Source organism: Pseudoalteromonas sp. NZS100_1, assembly GCF_015864285.1.
Classification (GTDB): domain Bacteria; phylum Pseudomonadota; class Gammaproteobacteria; order Enterobacterales; family Alteromonadaceae; genus Pseudoalteromonas; species Pseudoalteromonas arctica.
The window spans coordinates 147550-160944 of the sequence record NZ_JADYXN010000007.1; the positions used below are offsets into that span (position 1 = coordinate 147550).

Genomic DNA, 13395 nt, shown 5'->3' on the forward strand with positions numbered 1-13395 from the left:
CATTTTTTATCCTATGTAACTGCCCGTTGTTTTGTTAACGTGCAGTTGTTATCTGTTTAAATAAATTTCGCATTCATAAAAACATAAACAGCTATATTATGGCAAGTTTTTTTTAGCTTAATTAAAGCATATGTTATAACTGTCGATAATATTAAGGTAATAAGCGCAATTTTAGCGAACAATTGTTTGTTTATTATTCAAATTAAGCATTTTGACAATCAAACAGTTAAAATAAGGAAGTATGTATGGATATTATGATTCCTTATTTAGGAAGAATAACTAGGCTAGAAGTTGAGACAAAAAGTGCTTTTCATATTGCGGGTGTGCAAAGTGGCGCTGCGGCTGAAAAAGTTGAACTAGAGAATAAAAAAAGGCGTGAGTTACAAAAAAAGAAAAATCTCAATATGCTTGATGATCAAAATAATAAAAAAAAGTCTAACTTAGATGATGACGAAAATCCCCATTTAGATACATGGGCATAGGTTACAGTTAATAGTTTAAAGTTATTTGTAGATTGCTAGAATTCAAAAAGGGAAGCCTATTTACTAGGCTTCCCTTTTTTGTTGAACTAATTACTTCTGGCTTTTACTTTTGAATATATAAAAGCTAAATATAGCGAACACACATACTTGAGCCACAATACCTTGCCATGTCGATTTTATACCAAGCCATGCAATATCAAAGCTCATTGGTAGTGACGCAATACCTATTATGTCGGCCTCTTGTAATGCAATAACAGCTTTGCCCATAAGCACAAACGAGAGTGCAAATAATAGGTAAGTGGTAATGGCAAAAAACTTAGCAACCGGTAATTTAATTGAGTACTTAATTAATACCCACGTAATAATAGCCAGTATTGCTACAGCTATCGCAAAACCCGAAGCAATAGATGAATATTGAGCAGGCGAGCTTTGCGTTAATAAAGACTGATAGAACAGTACGGTTTCGAATACTTCACGGTATACGGCTATAAACGAAAGCCCTGCTAAACCCCATAATGTACCCGACTCAAGACGCTTATCTATATTGTCTTTGATGTATTTTTGCCATTGCTGCGCACTGGTTTTACTGTGCATCCATACGCCAACATACAGTAAAATTATAGCGGCAAACAATGCACCAGCACCTTCCATAACTTCGCGACTTGCACCACTTATTTCTATTAATGTTTGCGCCGCAGCCCACGTTAAACCACCTGCAAGAAGTGCGGTTACCCAACCAATATGTACATATTTAAGCGCGTCTTGGCGTTTAGTTTTAATAAGTACGGTCATAAGGGCAATAATAACTAAGAGTGCTTCTAGGCCTTCGCGTAGTAATATAACTAAACTTGCTGAGAGGAGTGCACCATCAGTTAGTTTGGTTTCGTTTAGCATGCTATCTGCTTTAGCGAGTTGAGCTAGCGCTGCACTTACTTTTTCGCCAACGATTGCAGTATCTTTCTCGTTTTTAAATGTTTGACGCAGGTTCATCAGTTGTACTTCGATGTTTTTACGCAAAGTTTCGTCGTAAGCATTTAAGTTGTTTTCAACAAGCTCAAAGCCATCTAGGTAAGCGCTAATTGCTAAATCACTTGCTTGTGAGTAATTGCCTTTAGCATGCGCGGCTTGCGCTGCAAGCAACTGTGTGCGAGTAACCGTTATCGGATTCTTTTTACCGGTAAATAGTTGCTCTGGATTACCACGAAGCCATTTAACGTAATGTGCTTGTGCTTCACTTTGACCTGCCGATAATTGTGCAGGGTTTAAGTTTACAATCTGCGAAGCGGTAATGTTTTGCTCTAGATTTTGTGGTTTTTGAACATCTTTAAATGCCAAGCTACCTACATAAAAAGCTAAAGACCAACGTTGTTGTTCATTAAATTGAGTAAAAGCAACCATTGGCGTGTCGTTAATACCGTTACTTACAGCGTCAAATAAACCCATTAATGAGCGGTTAGTTGCGCGTTCTTCATCGGTAAAGTTGGTAGGCTCTGGCGATAAGTTTTTTGCAAGCGGGCCGTCGCCTTGACCACTTGGGCCGTGACACATTGAACAGTTAGCAGCAAAAAGCGCTTTGGTTTGCTCAACAGGTAGTAGTGACGTAGGTAACGATAGCTGCGGCATAAAGACAAGAAGTGATTCACGAAGCGCAGAGCTTGCTGCGCGTACATCGGCAACGCTTGCTTTATTGGCAATCGCTGAATGCAAGGCTTTAGCTTGTACCTTTACTGTGTCGAACTCATTTGTTTGGCTTGATAGCTGTCCAGCTTGCTCAATAATAACGTGCGCAAATTCAGTCATTTCTTGATATTCGTCGGGGTCGAGTATTTCACCATTCCCAACAGCTGCTACGTAATCAACACCTACGTACTCTGCAAGCTGTGCAATTTGCTTTATTTTTATTTGTTGATCGGGTGAGGCAGAAACGCTAAAGCTTGCCGTCATCATGATCAAAAGTGCAAAAATGAAATTAAGCTGACGCTTGCTTACAGACACAAAGTTAATAAACATGTGAGAATTATTTATGGACATTGAAAAGCCCTGCAGAGGAAAAACCAAAATTATAATTGTTTTCATTTGCATTTCAAGCAGATTAATTTAAACAAAGCAGATAAATAAAAAGGATAACAATTTATATAACTTTAAAGTGTTTTTGTAACACGAGAGTAACAGTAACCAAGTGATTTTTATAATAACTTGGTTACTGAATGTGTTGCAGACAAAGCATTTATTATTTGGCTTGCTCAGCTGACTTAATGCTGCTTTGAATAAGCGGCGAAATAGTTAAGCCTTGTACAATAATAGAAAATATAACCACAACGTAAGTAACAATAACGATTAAGTTATGTAGGTCTGAACCGCCTACAAAAACTTGCTCGCGTGGTATAGCTGCGGCCATTGCCAGTGCAAGGCCACCACGTAGTCCACCCCAGGTTAAAATTTTAACACTGTGTTTATCGTAAGTCCTAAAGCGTTTAAAAATTACAAATGGTGCGCCTACACTTATAAAGCGTGCAAGTAATACCGCAGGTACCATTAATAAGCCTAAACCTATTTCGCCAATAGTGATTGGCATAGTAACTATCAACATACCTATTATTAAAAACAGTAGGGCATTTAAAAAGCTGTCGGTTGCATGCCAAAAGTCTTTTACGTAGCGTGTGTCTTCAGGGCCTGTGCGCTCAGTTGCTTTAGTGCGGGTGATATTACCCATTAATATGCCGCTCGTTACCATAGCAAGTGCGCCAGATATTTCCCAAATATTTGCAGCAGCAAAACCTGCGGTAGGAATCGTTAAGGTAATTAATAAGCGAATGTTTACATCGCGGCTATTAATAATTAAAAAGTGGCCAACTAATGCAATGACTAAACCAAATGCAATACCCCCTATTGCATCAACAAAGAATAGCTCTGCTATGTCACCAAATTGTGCATCTGTGCCATAAAAAGCAACAGAAAATATAGTGGTAAATATAACTAAACCAATACCATCGTTAAATAGCGACTCACCTTCTACTTGAACTGAGATGCCTTCTGGCGCTCGCATTTGTTTAATAATAGCAAGTACAGCGATAGGGTCGGTTGGGCTAATAAGCGCGCCAAACAGTAAACAATAAATAAAAGGGACATCAAAACCAAAAACTGAAAATAAATAAAAGCTTAAATAACCCACTATAAATGTGGAAGCAATAGTTGAAAACAATACCAGGGCAGTAATTTCCCACCGCTGCTTACGCAGGGCAAGTAGGTTTATTTCGAGCGCACCCGCGTAGAGTAAAAACCCCAACATGCCTTTAAGTAGTAACTCGTTAAAGTTAATACTGGAAACAATTTGGGTCATTGCTAATGCATTTTGATCGCCTAATAATTTAACTGCAATGATCAGCAATAAAGAAATAACCACAGAGCCCGTTGTAATGGCAATAGTAGTTTGCATTTTGAGGATGTACTGGTTTGCAAAGGCTATAAATATTGCAATTGCAGAGAGAAAGCAAATGAGGTACCAAGCATTCATTGATTAACCTTAACTATTTTTTAAACGACACACAAAAAGGAGGATTATAAACCCGCGTATGGTACTCCTGTAATATTTGAGAGTCACAGTATTTATACCTTTATATCGCTTTTAATAAGGATTATTTTTAGTAAGAGTTAATAACAAATTAGGCTTTGTAAATATTGTCATCAATAAATTAAATGTACGTTATAAATACAGAGTGTATTGTAAAATCGAATAATGAATCACTCCCTAAGCTCGAATAATAAAACGCACGTTAACCCATAAAATAAAAGTGCGTTTTGTAATTACTTGCCCTTAATGGTTTGCTTACGTAAAATCCCGCTATTATTTATTTTAAAGTGATTGGTATTATCAAACAGCTGTTTAGTGCAACCGGACCTTTGGCGTCATCGTTAGATGGATATACGCCTCGCCAACCACAAATTGATATGGCTGTAGCCGTTGCTGATGCATTAAAAAACAGTTCGCAATTAGTTGTTGAAGCAGGCACGGGTACTGGTAAAACATTTGCCTATTTAGCGCCCGCACTCAAATCAAAAGGCCGAACGATAATATCGACTGGCTCTAAAGCCTTACAAGAGCAGTTATACCACCGCGATTTACCTCAATTAGTAAAAGCGCTTAGTGCTTCTAAAAAAACCGCCTTATTAAAAGGGCGTGCCAATTACTTATGTACTTACCGACTAAACCAGCATGTTGCGCATGTACCTACTGACGACTCTGATGTAATGCACCAACTAGCCATGGTGGCTAAGTTTGCCAGTGAAACGCAGTCGGGCGATTTAGCCGATTGTATTGGTATAGAAGATGATGCCAAAGTGCTGCCTTATGTAAATTCAACAGCCGATAACTGCTTAGGCAAAGAATGCCCAGATTTTCAAAGCTGCTATATACGCAAAGCACGTTTAACAGCAGCAGATGCTGATGTGGTTGTTATTAACCACCATTTGTTTTTTGCCGACATGGCCGTAAAAGAAAGTGGCTTTGCTGAACTTATGCCAAAAGCCGATGCGTATATATTTGATGAAGCCCATCAGTTAAGTGAAATTGCCAGTGATTATTTTGGTGAGAGCATTAGCACTAAAAAGCTGGTGGATTTAATTAATGATTTACGTGCTATATATAGAGCCGAAATTCCCGATATGCTGCAGCTAGGTAAAAGCTTAAATAAGCTTGAAACAAGCGTTGCTGATTTACGATTACAGTTTGGTGTTGATGGCAGTAGAGGCGATTGGCGAGAAAAGCTCAGCGACAAGCAAATATGTGCGGCGCTTCATCGCGTCATCAGTGATTTAGACTTTGTTTATCAAGTACTTAAACTTTGCCTAGATAGAAGCGATAAAATAGAGCATCCGTTTGAGCGTGCCTTGGCATTTAAAGGGCAGTTAGAACGTGTTTTTGATACGGCTCAAACCGGCTTTAGTTACTGGTATGAAACAACGCGCCGTTATTTAACAATCAATATAACCCCACTAAATGTATCAGCTAAATTTGCTCAAATGATGCAAGACACGGGCGCAGGCTTTGTATTTACATCAGCAACACTTTCGGTCGACAACAAACTCGAGCATTTTAATGCAAGCCTTGGTTTAAAACCAAAGCAAAGCATGATGGTAGATAGCCCATTTGATTACCCTAATCAGGCGCTGCTGTGTTTACCGCGTTACTTACCCGAATCGCACGCGGATAATATGCCCCACGCAATAGTAAAATTAACACTTGAGCTTATAAAATCAGCACAAGGGCGTTGTTTTGTGTTATTTACGAGCTATCGAATGATGCACTTAGTTGCCGAAGGACTCACCACGCAAATAGACTACCCAGTTTATATGCAAGGGCAAATGTCTAAGCGTATTATTTTAGAGAAATTTACGCGCCATGGAAATGCGGTATTACTCGGCACGGCTTCTTTTTGGGAAGGCGTTGATGTACGCGGCAGTACGTTAAGCTGTGTTATTATAGACAAATTGCCATTTGCAGCCCCTGACGATCCATTACTACAAGCTAAAATGCAAGATTGCCAAATGCAGGGTAAAGACCCTTTTTCACACATACAATTACCACAAGCTGTTATTGCACTTAAACAAGGTGTTGGGCGTTTAATTCGAGATAGTAAAGACAAAGGCGTACTTGTAATATGTGATAATCGCTTAGTTACACGACAATATGGCCAAGTATTTTTAAAAAGCTTACCGCCGATGCGCCGCACGCGAAGCTTAGAAGATGCCAATACATTTTTAAAACAAATTAATTAGAGTAATAAAATGATCAAAAGTAATATTCTTGCCCTTGATGCTTCAACAGAAGCACTTTCAATTGTTTTACATTTTCAGGGCCAAACATTTCATCATTTTGAAGAATGTCCGCAGCAGCACAGTCAAAAAATATTGCCACTTGTGGATGAGCTATTAACTAAAGCAAACTGTAAATTAAAAGACTTAGATGTCATTGGTTTTGGCCAAGGCCCGGGCAGTTTTACTGGTGTGCGTATTAGTGTAGCAATAGCACAAGGTTTAGCGTATTCAACTAACTTGCCGCTTGTAGGTGTGTCTACTTTGGCTATTATGGCGCAACAAGCGTTTGAACAAAACGGCAGCCTGAGTGTTTACCCAAGTATAGATGCGCGTATGGGTGAGATATACTTTGCACATTACCAAGCGCAAAATAATCTAATGCTTTTAGTTAACCAAGAATGCGTTATAAAACCTGATTTACTTAATAATGATTATATAGCGACTACAGAGCCATCTGTAGCGGTGGGCACGGGCTTTAAAACCTATCCTGATGCGCTTAATGACTTTGAAAACGTGACAATTAATACTGATATTACATTGCCTGATGCGCGTTATATGTTAGCGCATGTTGAAGCCGCGTTTTTAGCGGGTGATGTTGTAAAAGCGAGTGACGCTCAACCTAAATATGTGCGCGATACGGTAACGTGGAAAAAGCTACCAGGTCGTGAGTAATCATATCTTGAATTCAAGTATTATTTGCAAATTGGTTGTTTTTAAATCATAATTTTATGCATTATTAAGGTTGGAGACGCGTAATGACGCTGCCTATTGGTTCAGGTTTTTTTACCGGAGATATTCCTGGTAGGGTTAGCTCTACCAAAGTTGTTACTAATAAACCACAGGGTTTATTAGACCAGCCGGCTGCTCAAAAAACGAATACCGATTATGTAAAAAGCAGTGTTGAGGGCGTCGAACTGGCTAATCAACTGTTTAAAAGCAGTGCTAAAAGCAATGAATACAGCCAAACAATTTACGACCAACCGACTGCTCTAGTAAGCAAAGCGATTTCTACTTATACTGAATTTGCTAATTTAGAACGCAGGGCAGAAGTACAAAATTTAATAGGCGTTGATATATACGCTTAAAGCTCATTCAAACGTTTTAGATAAATACAGCGATAAAATTTAATAAAAAGCCCGAACATATGTTCGGGCTTTTTGTGTTCAAAACGAAGCAAAGATTACTGTTCAATAAAGCCGATTAGCTTATCTGCAATATCAGTATTATTTTGTGAACCAATAAATTGATCACTGCCTTTGCCATAAGCAAATACTTGAACGTCTACAGCGGTGTGTCCGCCGGTTGTCCAGCCAGTAAAGCTCGCATCACTAATAATACTTTTAACAGCTAAATTAAGCGCTTTTTCGCCCATTTTTTTAGCTTGCTCAAGTTTGATTTGGTTTTCAGTTGTAAATTCAATATTGGTGTTAGCAGTCCATACTGGTTTTAAGTCTTTAGACTCCATAAGTTTGTCTGTTAACTTACTAGCCGTTGCCTTAACACCTTTAATTACGTCTGTTTCCCATTTAAATTGGCCGTGCGAACCAATAGTTAGGCCGCCCGTTGAGTGATCGGCTGTAACAACAAGTATAGTGTCTTTATTTTTATCAACGTATGCTTTTGCTTTTTCGATTGATTTAGCAAAGTCGTCCATTTCAGCCATCGCACAGGCTATATCGTTAGAGTGACCACACCAATCAATTTGGCTGCCCTCAATCATTACAAAAAAGCCTTCTTCGTTTTGGTTATCTAGTAAACCAAGTGCTTTAGATGTTAACTGAGTAAGGCGAGTTGGGTTTATATCAAGTGCAAATGGCAGGCCTTTGCTTGCATACAAACCTATGGCAGGTATTTGTGTAATTTGGCCCAGATTATTAATATCGTCGCCATATTGGTAACCTGCCGCTTTAAATTCTTCAACTAAATTACGGTCATCTCGAATAAAATATTTAGTACCGCCACCAAGCATTAAATCAACGGGTAATTTACCAGCAATCTTATTATCAATATAATCGTTGGCAATATCATCGTAGTTGTAACGAGATTCATTGTGAGCTGTAAAACTCGCTGGTGTTGCATGGTTTATTTGTGACGTTACAACAAGCGCTGTTGTCATACCGCGCTCTTTTGCTATTTCGAGCATGGTTTTAACTGGTTTTTTGTCTGTATCTACAGCAACTGCGCCATTATAACTTTTATGACCGCTGCTAAGCGCTGTAGCACCCGCTGCGCTGTCTGTTACATAAGTATGGTCGTCAGGGTAGGTATGCGCCATGCCTTTTAAAATAGTGTCAAAAACCGTGCCTTCGACTTCTTTTGTTGCAGGGTCATCTTTAAAATAGCGATAAGCCGTGGTGTAAGCCGGACCCATACCGTCACCAATCATATAAATTACATTTTTAGGTGCTGATTCTGCGTAAGCACCAGAAGCGGTGCATAAAAGTGCCAATAAGCTGATCTGTTTTTTCATGGTTGTACCTTATGAGTGTACCTTATTTAATAGCCGCTGATATTGTATACAGATAGGATGATAAATAAATGAATATCTGAGATATTTATAATTTATACTTTGATTTTATATACATAGAATTGTAGTTAACGCTGTTAGTTCTATTTATTTAAATTATACTAGTTATAAGCTATCTATATATGGTGCTCTCACCTTTTATTTGTTTAAAAGGTACTCAATATTAATATGTTAAAAAACCTTTGCTTATCAAACTATTTTTAAGTAATTGAAAATATTGAGTTTGGTTTTCTACTCAGTGCTATATTTGATACCAGGAAGATAATTAAATCGTGAATTTCGCACCATTTCCTAAGTTAGTGGTCTGACAACTTGTATGCTATAAATAATGATGCTCTAAATTAATAAAGGACTTACCATGCAGCCGTTTAATATTGAAACCAATAATTTAAATATTCATGGCTTAAAAGTAGGTTCAGGGAACGAAATAGTAATAGCGCTACATGGGTGGTTAGACAACTGCCATAGCTTTATGCCAATGTTAAACAACGTTAACCCAAAGCACACTTGGTACTGCATTGACTTTGTTGGGCACGGTTTATCGAGTTGGCGAAGTGATGACGCACACTATTATTTTATTGATTATATTGATGATGTGTACCAACTTATAAATGCGCTTGGTGTTAAAAAAGTACATTTAGTGGGTCATTCAATGGGGGCTATGGTTGCAGGACTTTTGGCTAGTTGTTTTGGCGATTATGTTAAGTCTGTTACCTTTATAGAGGGTATTGGTTGTGTTACAACGCCAAGTGAAGGTGTATGCGAACAGCTAAAAAGTGCGGTATTAAATAGAGCGCGTTTAAAAAATAAAAAGTCGAGAACTTATAAATCGAAAGAACTTATTTATGAAGCACGTGCTCAAACAACCGATTTAAATAGTGAGCTTATTACGCTCTTAATGCAGCGAAATATAAAACAGACTTCAGATGGTTTTACGTTAACAACAGATCCAAAGCTTAAAAATCACTCAGGTTTTAGGTTTGATGAAGCGCAATGTATTGGTGCAATAAAAGATTTAGCTGCACCATGTCAATTAATTTTAGGTAACGAAGGTTATTCGTTTGTAAAACAAAATTTGGCAAAGTATATTAGTTATTACAATAACTTGAAGGTAATTGAAGTAGAGGGTGGGCATCATTGCCATATGCAAAGTAGTGAGTTATGTTTTGAGCATATTCAAGACTTTATGCTGCAAAATGGTGCATGTTAATTGTAAGTTTACGTGAAATGTGGGATTATTCCTGCATTAGAGTATTTGCTCAATTGTTAAAGCGCCTTACTTAGATTAAGGTTAATAAAAATATAATTATAAACAGGGGCTAAGAGTGGAAAAAATCTGGCTTAAGCGCTACCCAGAGGGTATGCCTGAAACAATCGATCCTGAGCATTACAACTCGTTACTCGAAGTGTTCGAAAAAAGTTTTTCTGATTACAAAGATCTACCTGCATTTACTAATATGGGTAAAACGTTATCGTATGACGAAATTGACACCGCAACCAAAAAAGTTGCTTCCTATATTCAAAATGATTTGGGTCTTAAAAAAGGTGACAAAGTTGCCGTAATGATGCCTAACTTACTGCAAACACCAGTCACAATTTTAGGTGTTTTGCGTGCAGGTTGTGTGGTTGTAAATGTTAACCCACTTTATACTGTGCGCGAATTAGAGCATCAGTTAAAAGATTCCGACACTACCGCTATTTTCATTCTAGCAAACTTTGCTGACACGCTCGAAAAGTCACTTGCTCATACCGATGTTAAACACATTGTAGTAACGCAAGTAGGCGATATGGTTGGCGGGCTTAAAAAGCATATAGTTAACTTTGTTGTGAAGCACATTAAAAAAATGGTGCCAAAATTCAACTTACCGAACACAATTAACTTTTCAGACGTTTTAGCTGCGGATGAAGCTAAATACACGCGTCCTGAAATGAGCTTGTCTGATCTTGCTTTTTTACAGTACACCGGTGGCACAACAGGTGTATCTAAAGGTGCAATGCTTAGCCACGGTAATATGGTCGGTAACCTTGAGCAAGTTTCAGGTTGTTTAGATAAAGTGTTAAATCGTGGTACAGAAGTCGTTATTACTGCTTTACCGCTTTATCATATCTTTGCTTTAACAGCTAATTGCTTAACGTTTATGAAATACGGTGGCTTAAACGTACTTATTACTAATCCACGTGATATGCCTGGGTTTGTTAAAGAGCTTGGCCAACATAACTTCACCGCTATTACTGGCGTAAACACACTATTTAATGGTTTATTAAATACTCCAGGTTTTGCTGATCTAGATTTTAGCCACTTAAAAATGTCGTTAGGCGGTGGTATGGCGGTTCAACGTCCTGTTGCCGAAAAATGGCAAAAAGTGACTGGTTCAAAACTAATGGAAGGCTACGGACTTACTGAATGTGCTCCTTTAGTTACTATTAGTCCTTTTGATTTAAAAGCATACAATGGCTCTATTGGTTTACCTGCGCCTAATACCGATATTAAGTTAATGCTTGATAATGGTGAAGAAGCCGCAAAAGGCGAGCCAGGTGAGCTTTGGGTTAAAGGCCCGCAAGTAATGGTTGGTTATTACAAACGACCAGATGCAACCGCTGAATGTTTAAAAGACGGCTGGTTTGCTACAGGTGATATTGCGACTTATGATGATGAAGGTTTCTTCTTTATTGTAGATCGTAAAAAAGACATGATCATTGTATCTGGCTTTAATGTTTTTCCTAATGAGATTGAAGAAGTAGTGGCTATGCACGAAGGTGTACTAGAAGTAGCCGCTATTGGTATTCCTCATGATGTAAGTGGTGAACAAGTTAAAGTTTTTGTTGTGAAAAAAGACCCTTCTTTAACTGAAAAAGATATAATAAGTCACTGTCGTGAAAATTTAACTAATTACAAGGTCCCCAAACTGGTAGAGTTTAGGGATGAGTTACCTAAAACTAACGTAGGTAAGATACTCCGAAGAGCCTTGAAAGATTAGCAACCTATAAAAAAGCCGACATATGTCGGCTTTTTTATTGTAGGAGATTAAGTGCAATACCAATTGATCGAAACCCAAAATCAACTGAACACTTTTGTTGAACAAATAAAAAACAAACCTATTTTAGCTATCGATACTGAGTTTATGCGTCGTCGTACTTTGTATCCTGAAGTTGCACTTATCCAAGTTTTTGATGGTGAACACTTAGCACTTATAGATCCATTAGCTGAGCTTTCACTATTTGATTTTTGGGAAATACTAAAAGATCCCGCAGTTTTAAAAGTACTGCATTCTCCTTCAGAAGATATTGAAGTTTTTCAAAAGTACGCAGGCTTTGTTCCAGCCCCGTTATTTGATACACAATTTGCATTACAATTACTTGGTGAAGGCAACTGTATGGGTTTTGCCCTTATGGTAAAAGAGCTGCAAGGTATTGAAATAGATAAAAGTGAGTCACGTACTAATTGGCTACAACGCCCGTTAACTAAAAAACAACTAGATTACGCTGCCGCTGATACATTTCATTTATTACCATGTTTTGAGCTGATTATCGATCGCATTAATGCCGCTGGCTTTTTTGATATTGTAATAAACGAGAGTGAGCTGATTGCTAAAAAACGTGCATTTCAGACCCCAGACGAGCTTTTATATAAAGATATTAAAAATGCATGGCAACTTAAACCGCACGAATTAGCGGTGTTAAAAGAGCTTGCTGTATGGCGAAGAAACAAAGCCATTAAGAAAAATTTGGCACTTAATTTCGTGTTAAAAGAACATAACATGACTGAAATTGCTAAGCGCGGCCCTTCAAGTTTAAACGCTCTTAGGCAAATTCCAGGTGTTGAGGCTATTGAAGTTAATCGCTCTGGTGTAGATATAATAAAGTGTATTGAAGTTGCTAAAGAAGTCCCAGATGCTGAGCATCCAGATGTGCTTAAGCGCTTAATTGATTTTCCTACCTATAAAAAAGTAGCGAAAGATATAAAACAAAAAATCACTAAAGTAGCTAAAGAGCACAATATACCAGAAGACGTTATGGCCTCTAAAAAGCAAATCAATCAATTGATTAGTTGGAATTGGAAGTTAACGCCTGATCAAAAACAGAGTCATATAAAGCCTGACTTACTGAGCTCTTGGCGATATACCTACGTTAAAGATGCTTTAAAAGAGTGGGATACTTAACGCTAAATATATACCTTTAACTGTGTGATAAGGGTCTTTTGATTCATATTACATGGTTAAAAAGTTTTAGTTGAGCGTAGATATTCATAGTAATTATTAAAAAGTAAACACAAATAAAGAGGGCGCTAATAAAGCGCCCTTTCTTCGATTACTTCTTTTCTTCATCAGGTAGTGTAACGTTTAGCTCAAGTACGGCTAAATCGTCTTCGTTCTGATCGAACTGAACCTGAACTGCATCGCTACTTACGTTCACGTATTTACGGATCACATCTAAAATATCTTGTTTTAATTGTGGTAAGTAATCCGGCGTTCCTCGTTGAGAACGCTCGTGCGCGACAATGATCTGCAATCGCTCTTTTGCTAATGACGCACTGTTTTTCTTTTCTGAGCGGAAGTAGTCAAGTAAAGACAC

The 13395-nt window shown here is 38.0% G+C and carries 11 protein-coding genes; 7 read left to right on the forward strand and 4 right to left on the reverse strand.

The window, feature by feature from the left end; translation table 11 throughout:
* Positions 1–245 precede the first annotated feature (245 nt).
* On the forward strand, positions 246–482 hold the full coding sequence (locus I6F66_RS07255; RefSeq protein WP_165727986.1) for a hypothetical protein: 237 nt from the start codon (positions 246–248) through the stop codon (positions 480–482).
* A 90-nt stretch (positions 483–572) separates the two neighbouring features.
* Here I6F66_RS07255 and I6F66_RS07260 read toward each other — a convergent pair whose 3' ends face one another.
* Positions 573–2429, reverse strand: a complete 1857-nt coding sequence (locus I6F66_RS07260; RefSeq protein ID WP_197209019.1) for a cytochrome c/FTR1 family iron permease — start codon at positions 2427–2429, stop codon at positions 573–575.
* A gap of 283 nt (positions 2430–2712) precedes the next feature.
* The gene (locus I6F66_RS07265; protein WP_197209005.1) at positions 2713–3996 is read right to left on the reverse strand and encodes a sodium:proton antiporter; all 1284 of its coding nucleotides are present in this window, start codon (positions 3994–3996) and stop codon (positions 2713–2715) included.
* Positions 3997–4340: 344 nt separating this feature from the next.
* Here I6F66_RS07265 and I6F66_RS07270 point away from each other — a divergent pair, with 344 nt between their 5' ends.
* The 3 genes from I6F66_RS07270 to I6F66_RS07280 all read left to right on the forward strand — a co-directional run bounded on the left by I6F66_RS07270 (position 4341) and on the right by I6F66_RS07280 (position 7381).
* Positions 4341–6257 carry an ATP-dependent DNA helicase gene (locus I6F66_RS07270; RefSeq protein ID WP_197118971.1) on the forward strand — a complete coding sequence of 639 codons (1917 nt, stop codon included), beginning with the start codon at positions 4341–4343 and terminating at the stop codon, positions 6255–6257.
* A gap of 9 nt (positions 6258–6266) precedes the next feature.
* The gene (gene tsaB, locus I6F66_RS07275; protein WP_166420524.1) at positions 6267–6968 is read left to right on the forward strand and encodes a tRNA (adenosine(37)-N6)-threonylcarbamoyltransferase complex dimerization subunit type 1 TsaB; all 702 of its coding nucleotides are present in this window, start codon (positions 6267–6269) and stop codon (positions 6966–6968) included.
* Between the two features lie 83 nt (positions 6969–7051).
* Positions 7052–7381, forward strand: a complete 330-nt coding sequence (locus tag I6F66_RS07280) for a hypothetical protein (protein ID WP_197118972.1) — start codon at positions 7052–7054, stop codon at positions 7379–7381.
* A 95-nt stretch (positions 7382–7476) separates the two neighbouring features.
* On the opposite strand, the gene I6F66_RS07285 is transcribed toward I6F66_RS07280, so the two are convergent.
* On the reverse strand, positions 7477–8766 hold the full coding sequence (locus tag I6F66_RS07285; RefSeq protein ID WP_166420523.1) for an alkaline phosphatase: 1290 nt from the start codon (positions 8764–8766) through the stop codon (positions 7477–7479).
* A gap of 415 nt (positions 8767–9181) precedes the next feature.
* Here I6F66_RS07285 and I6F66_RS07290 point away from each other — a divergent pair, with 415 nt between their 5' ends.
* The 3 genes from I6F66_RS07290 to rnd all read left to right on the forward strand — a co-directional run bounded on the left by I6F66_RS07290 (position 9182) and on the right by rnd (position 12983).
* Positions 9182–10033, forward strand: a complete 852-nt coding sequence (locus I6F66_RS07290; protein ID WP_165727985.1) for an alpha/beta hydrolase — start codon at positions 9182–9184, stop codon at positions 10031–10033.
* A gap of 115 nt (positions 10034–10148) precedes the next feature.
* Complete coding sequence (fadD, locus tag I6F66_RS07295; RefSeq protein ID WP_165727984.1) at positions 10149–11801, forward strand: long-chain-fatty-acid--CoA ligase FadD; 1653 nt, start codon at positions 10149–10151, stop codon at positions 11799–11801.
* Positions 11802–11852: 51 nt separating this feature from the next.
* Positions 11853–12983, forward strand: a complete 1131-nt coding sequence (rnd, locus tag I6F66_RS07300) for a ribonuclease D (RefSeq protein WP_165727983.1) — start codon at positions 11853–11855, stop codon at positions 12981–12983.
* Positions 12984–13131: 148 nt separating this feature from the next.
* Here rnd and minE read toward each other — a convergent pair whose 3' ends face one another.
* Positions 13132–13395, reverse strand: a complete 264-nt coding sequence (minE, locus tag I6F66_RS07305; RefSeq protein ID WP_007377619.1) for a cell division topological specificity factor MinE — start codon at positions 13393–13395, stop codon at positions 13132–13134.

What these genes read in the sequence shown, in the direction of transcription:
- I6F66_RS07280 (WP_197118972.1), top strand. Translation starts at nt 7,052, where the DNA reads ATGACGCTGCCTATTGGTTCAGGTTTTTTTACCGGAGATATTCCTGGT.
- tsaB (WP_166420524.1), top strand. Translation starts at nt 6,267, where the DNA reads ATGATCAAAAGTAATATTCTTGCCCTTGATGCTTCAACAGAAGCACTT.
- I6F66_RS07255 (WP_165727986.1), top strand. Translation starts at nt 246, where the DNA reads ATGGATATTATGATTCCTTATTTAGGAAGAATAACTAGGCTAGAAGTT.
- I6F66_RS07290 (WP_165727985.1), top strand. Translation starts at nt 9,182, where the DNA reads ATGCAGCCGTTTAATATTGAAACCAATAATTTAAATATTCATGGCTTA.
- I6F66_RS07285 (WP_166420523.1), bottom strand. Translation starts at nt 8,766, where the DNA reads ATGAAAAAACAGATCAGCTTATTGGCACTTTTATGCACCGCTTCTGGT.
- I6F66_RS07260 (WP_197209019.1), bottom strand. Translation starts at nt 2,429, where the DNA reads ATGATGACGGCAAGCTTTAGCGTTTCTGCCTCACCCGATCAACAAATA.
- I6F66_RS07265 (WP_197209005.1), bottom strand. Translation starts at nt 3,996, where the DNA reads ATGAATGCTTGGTACCTCATTTGCTTTCTCTCTGCAATTGCAATATTT.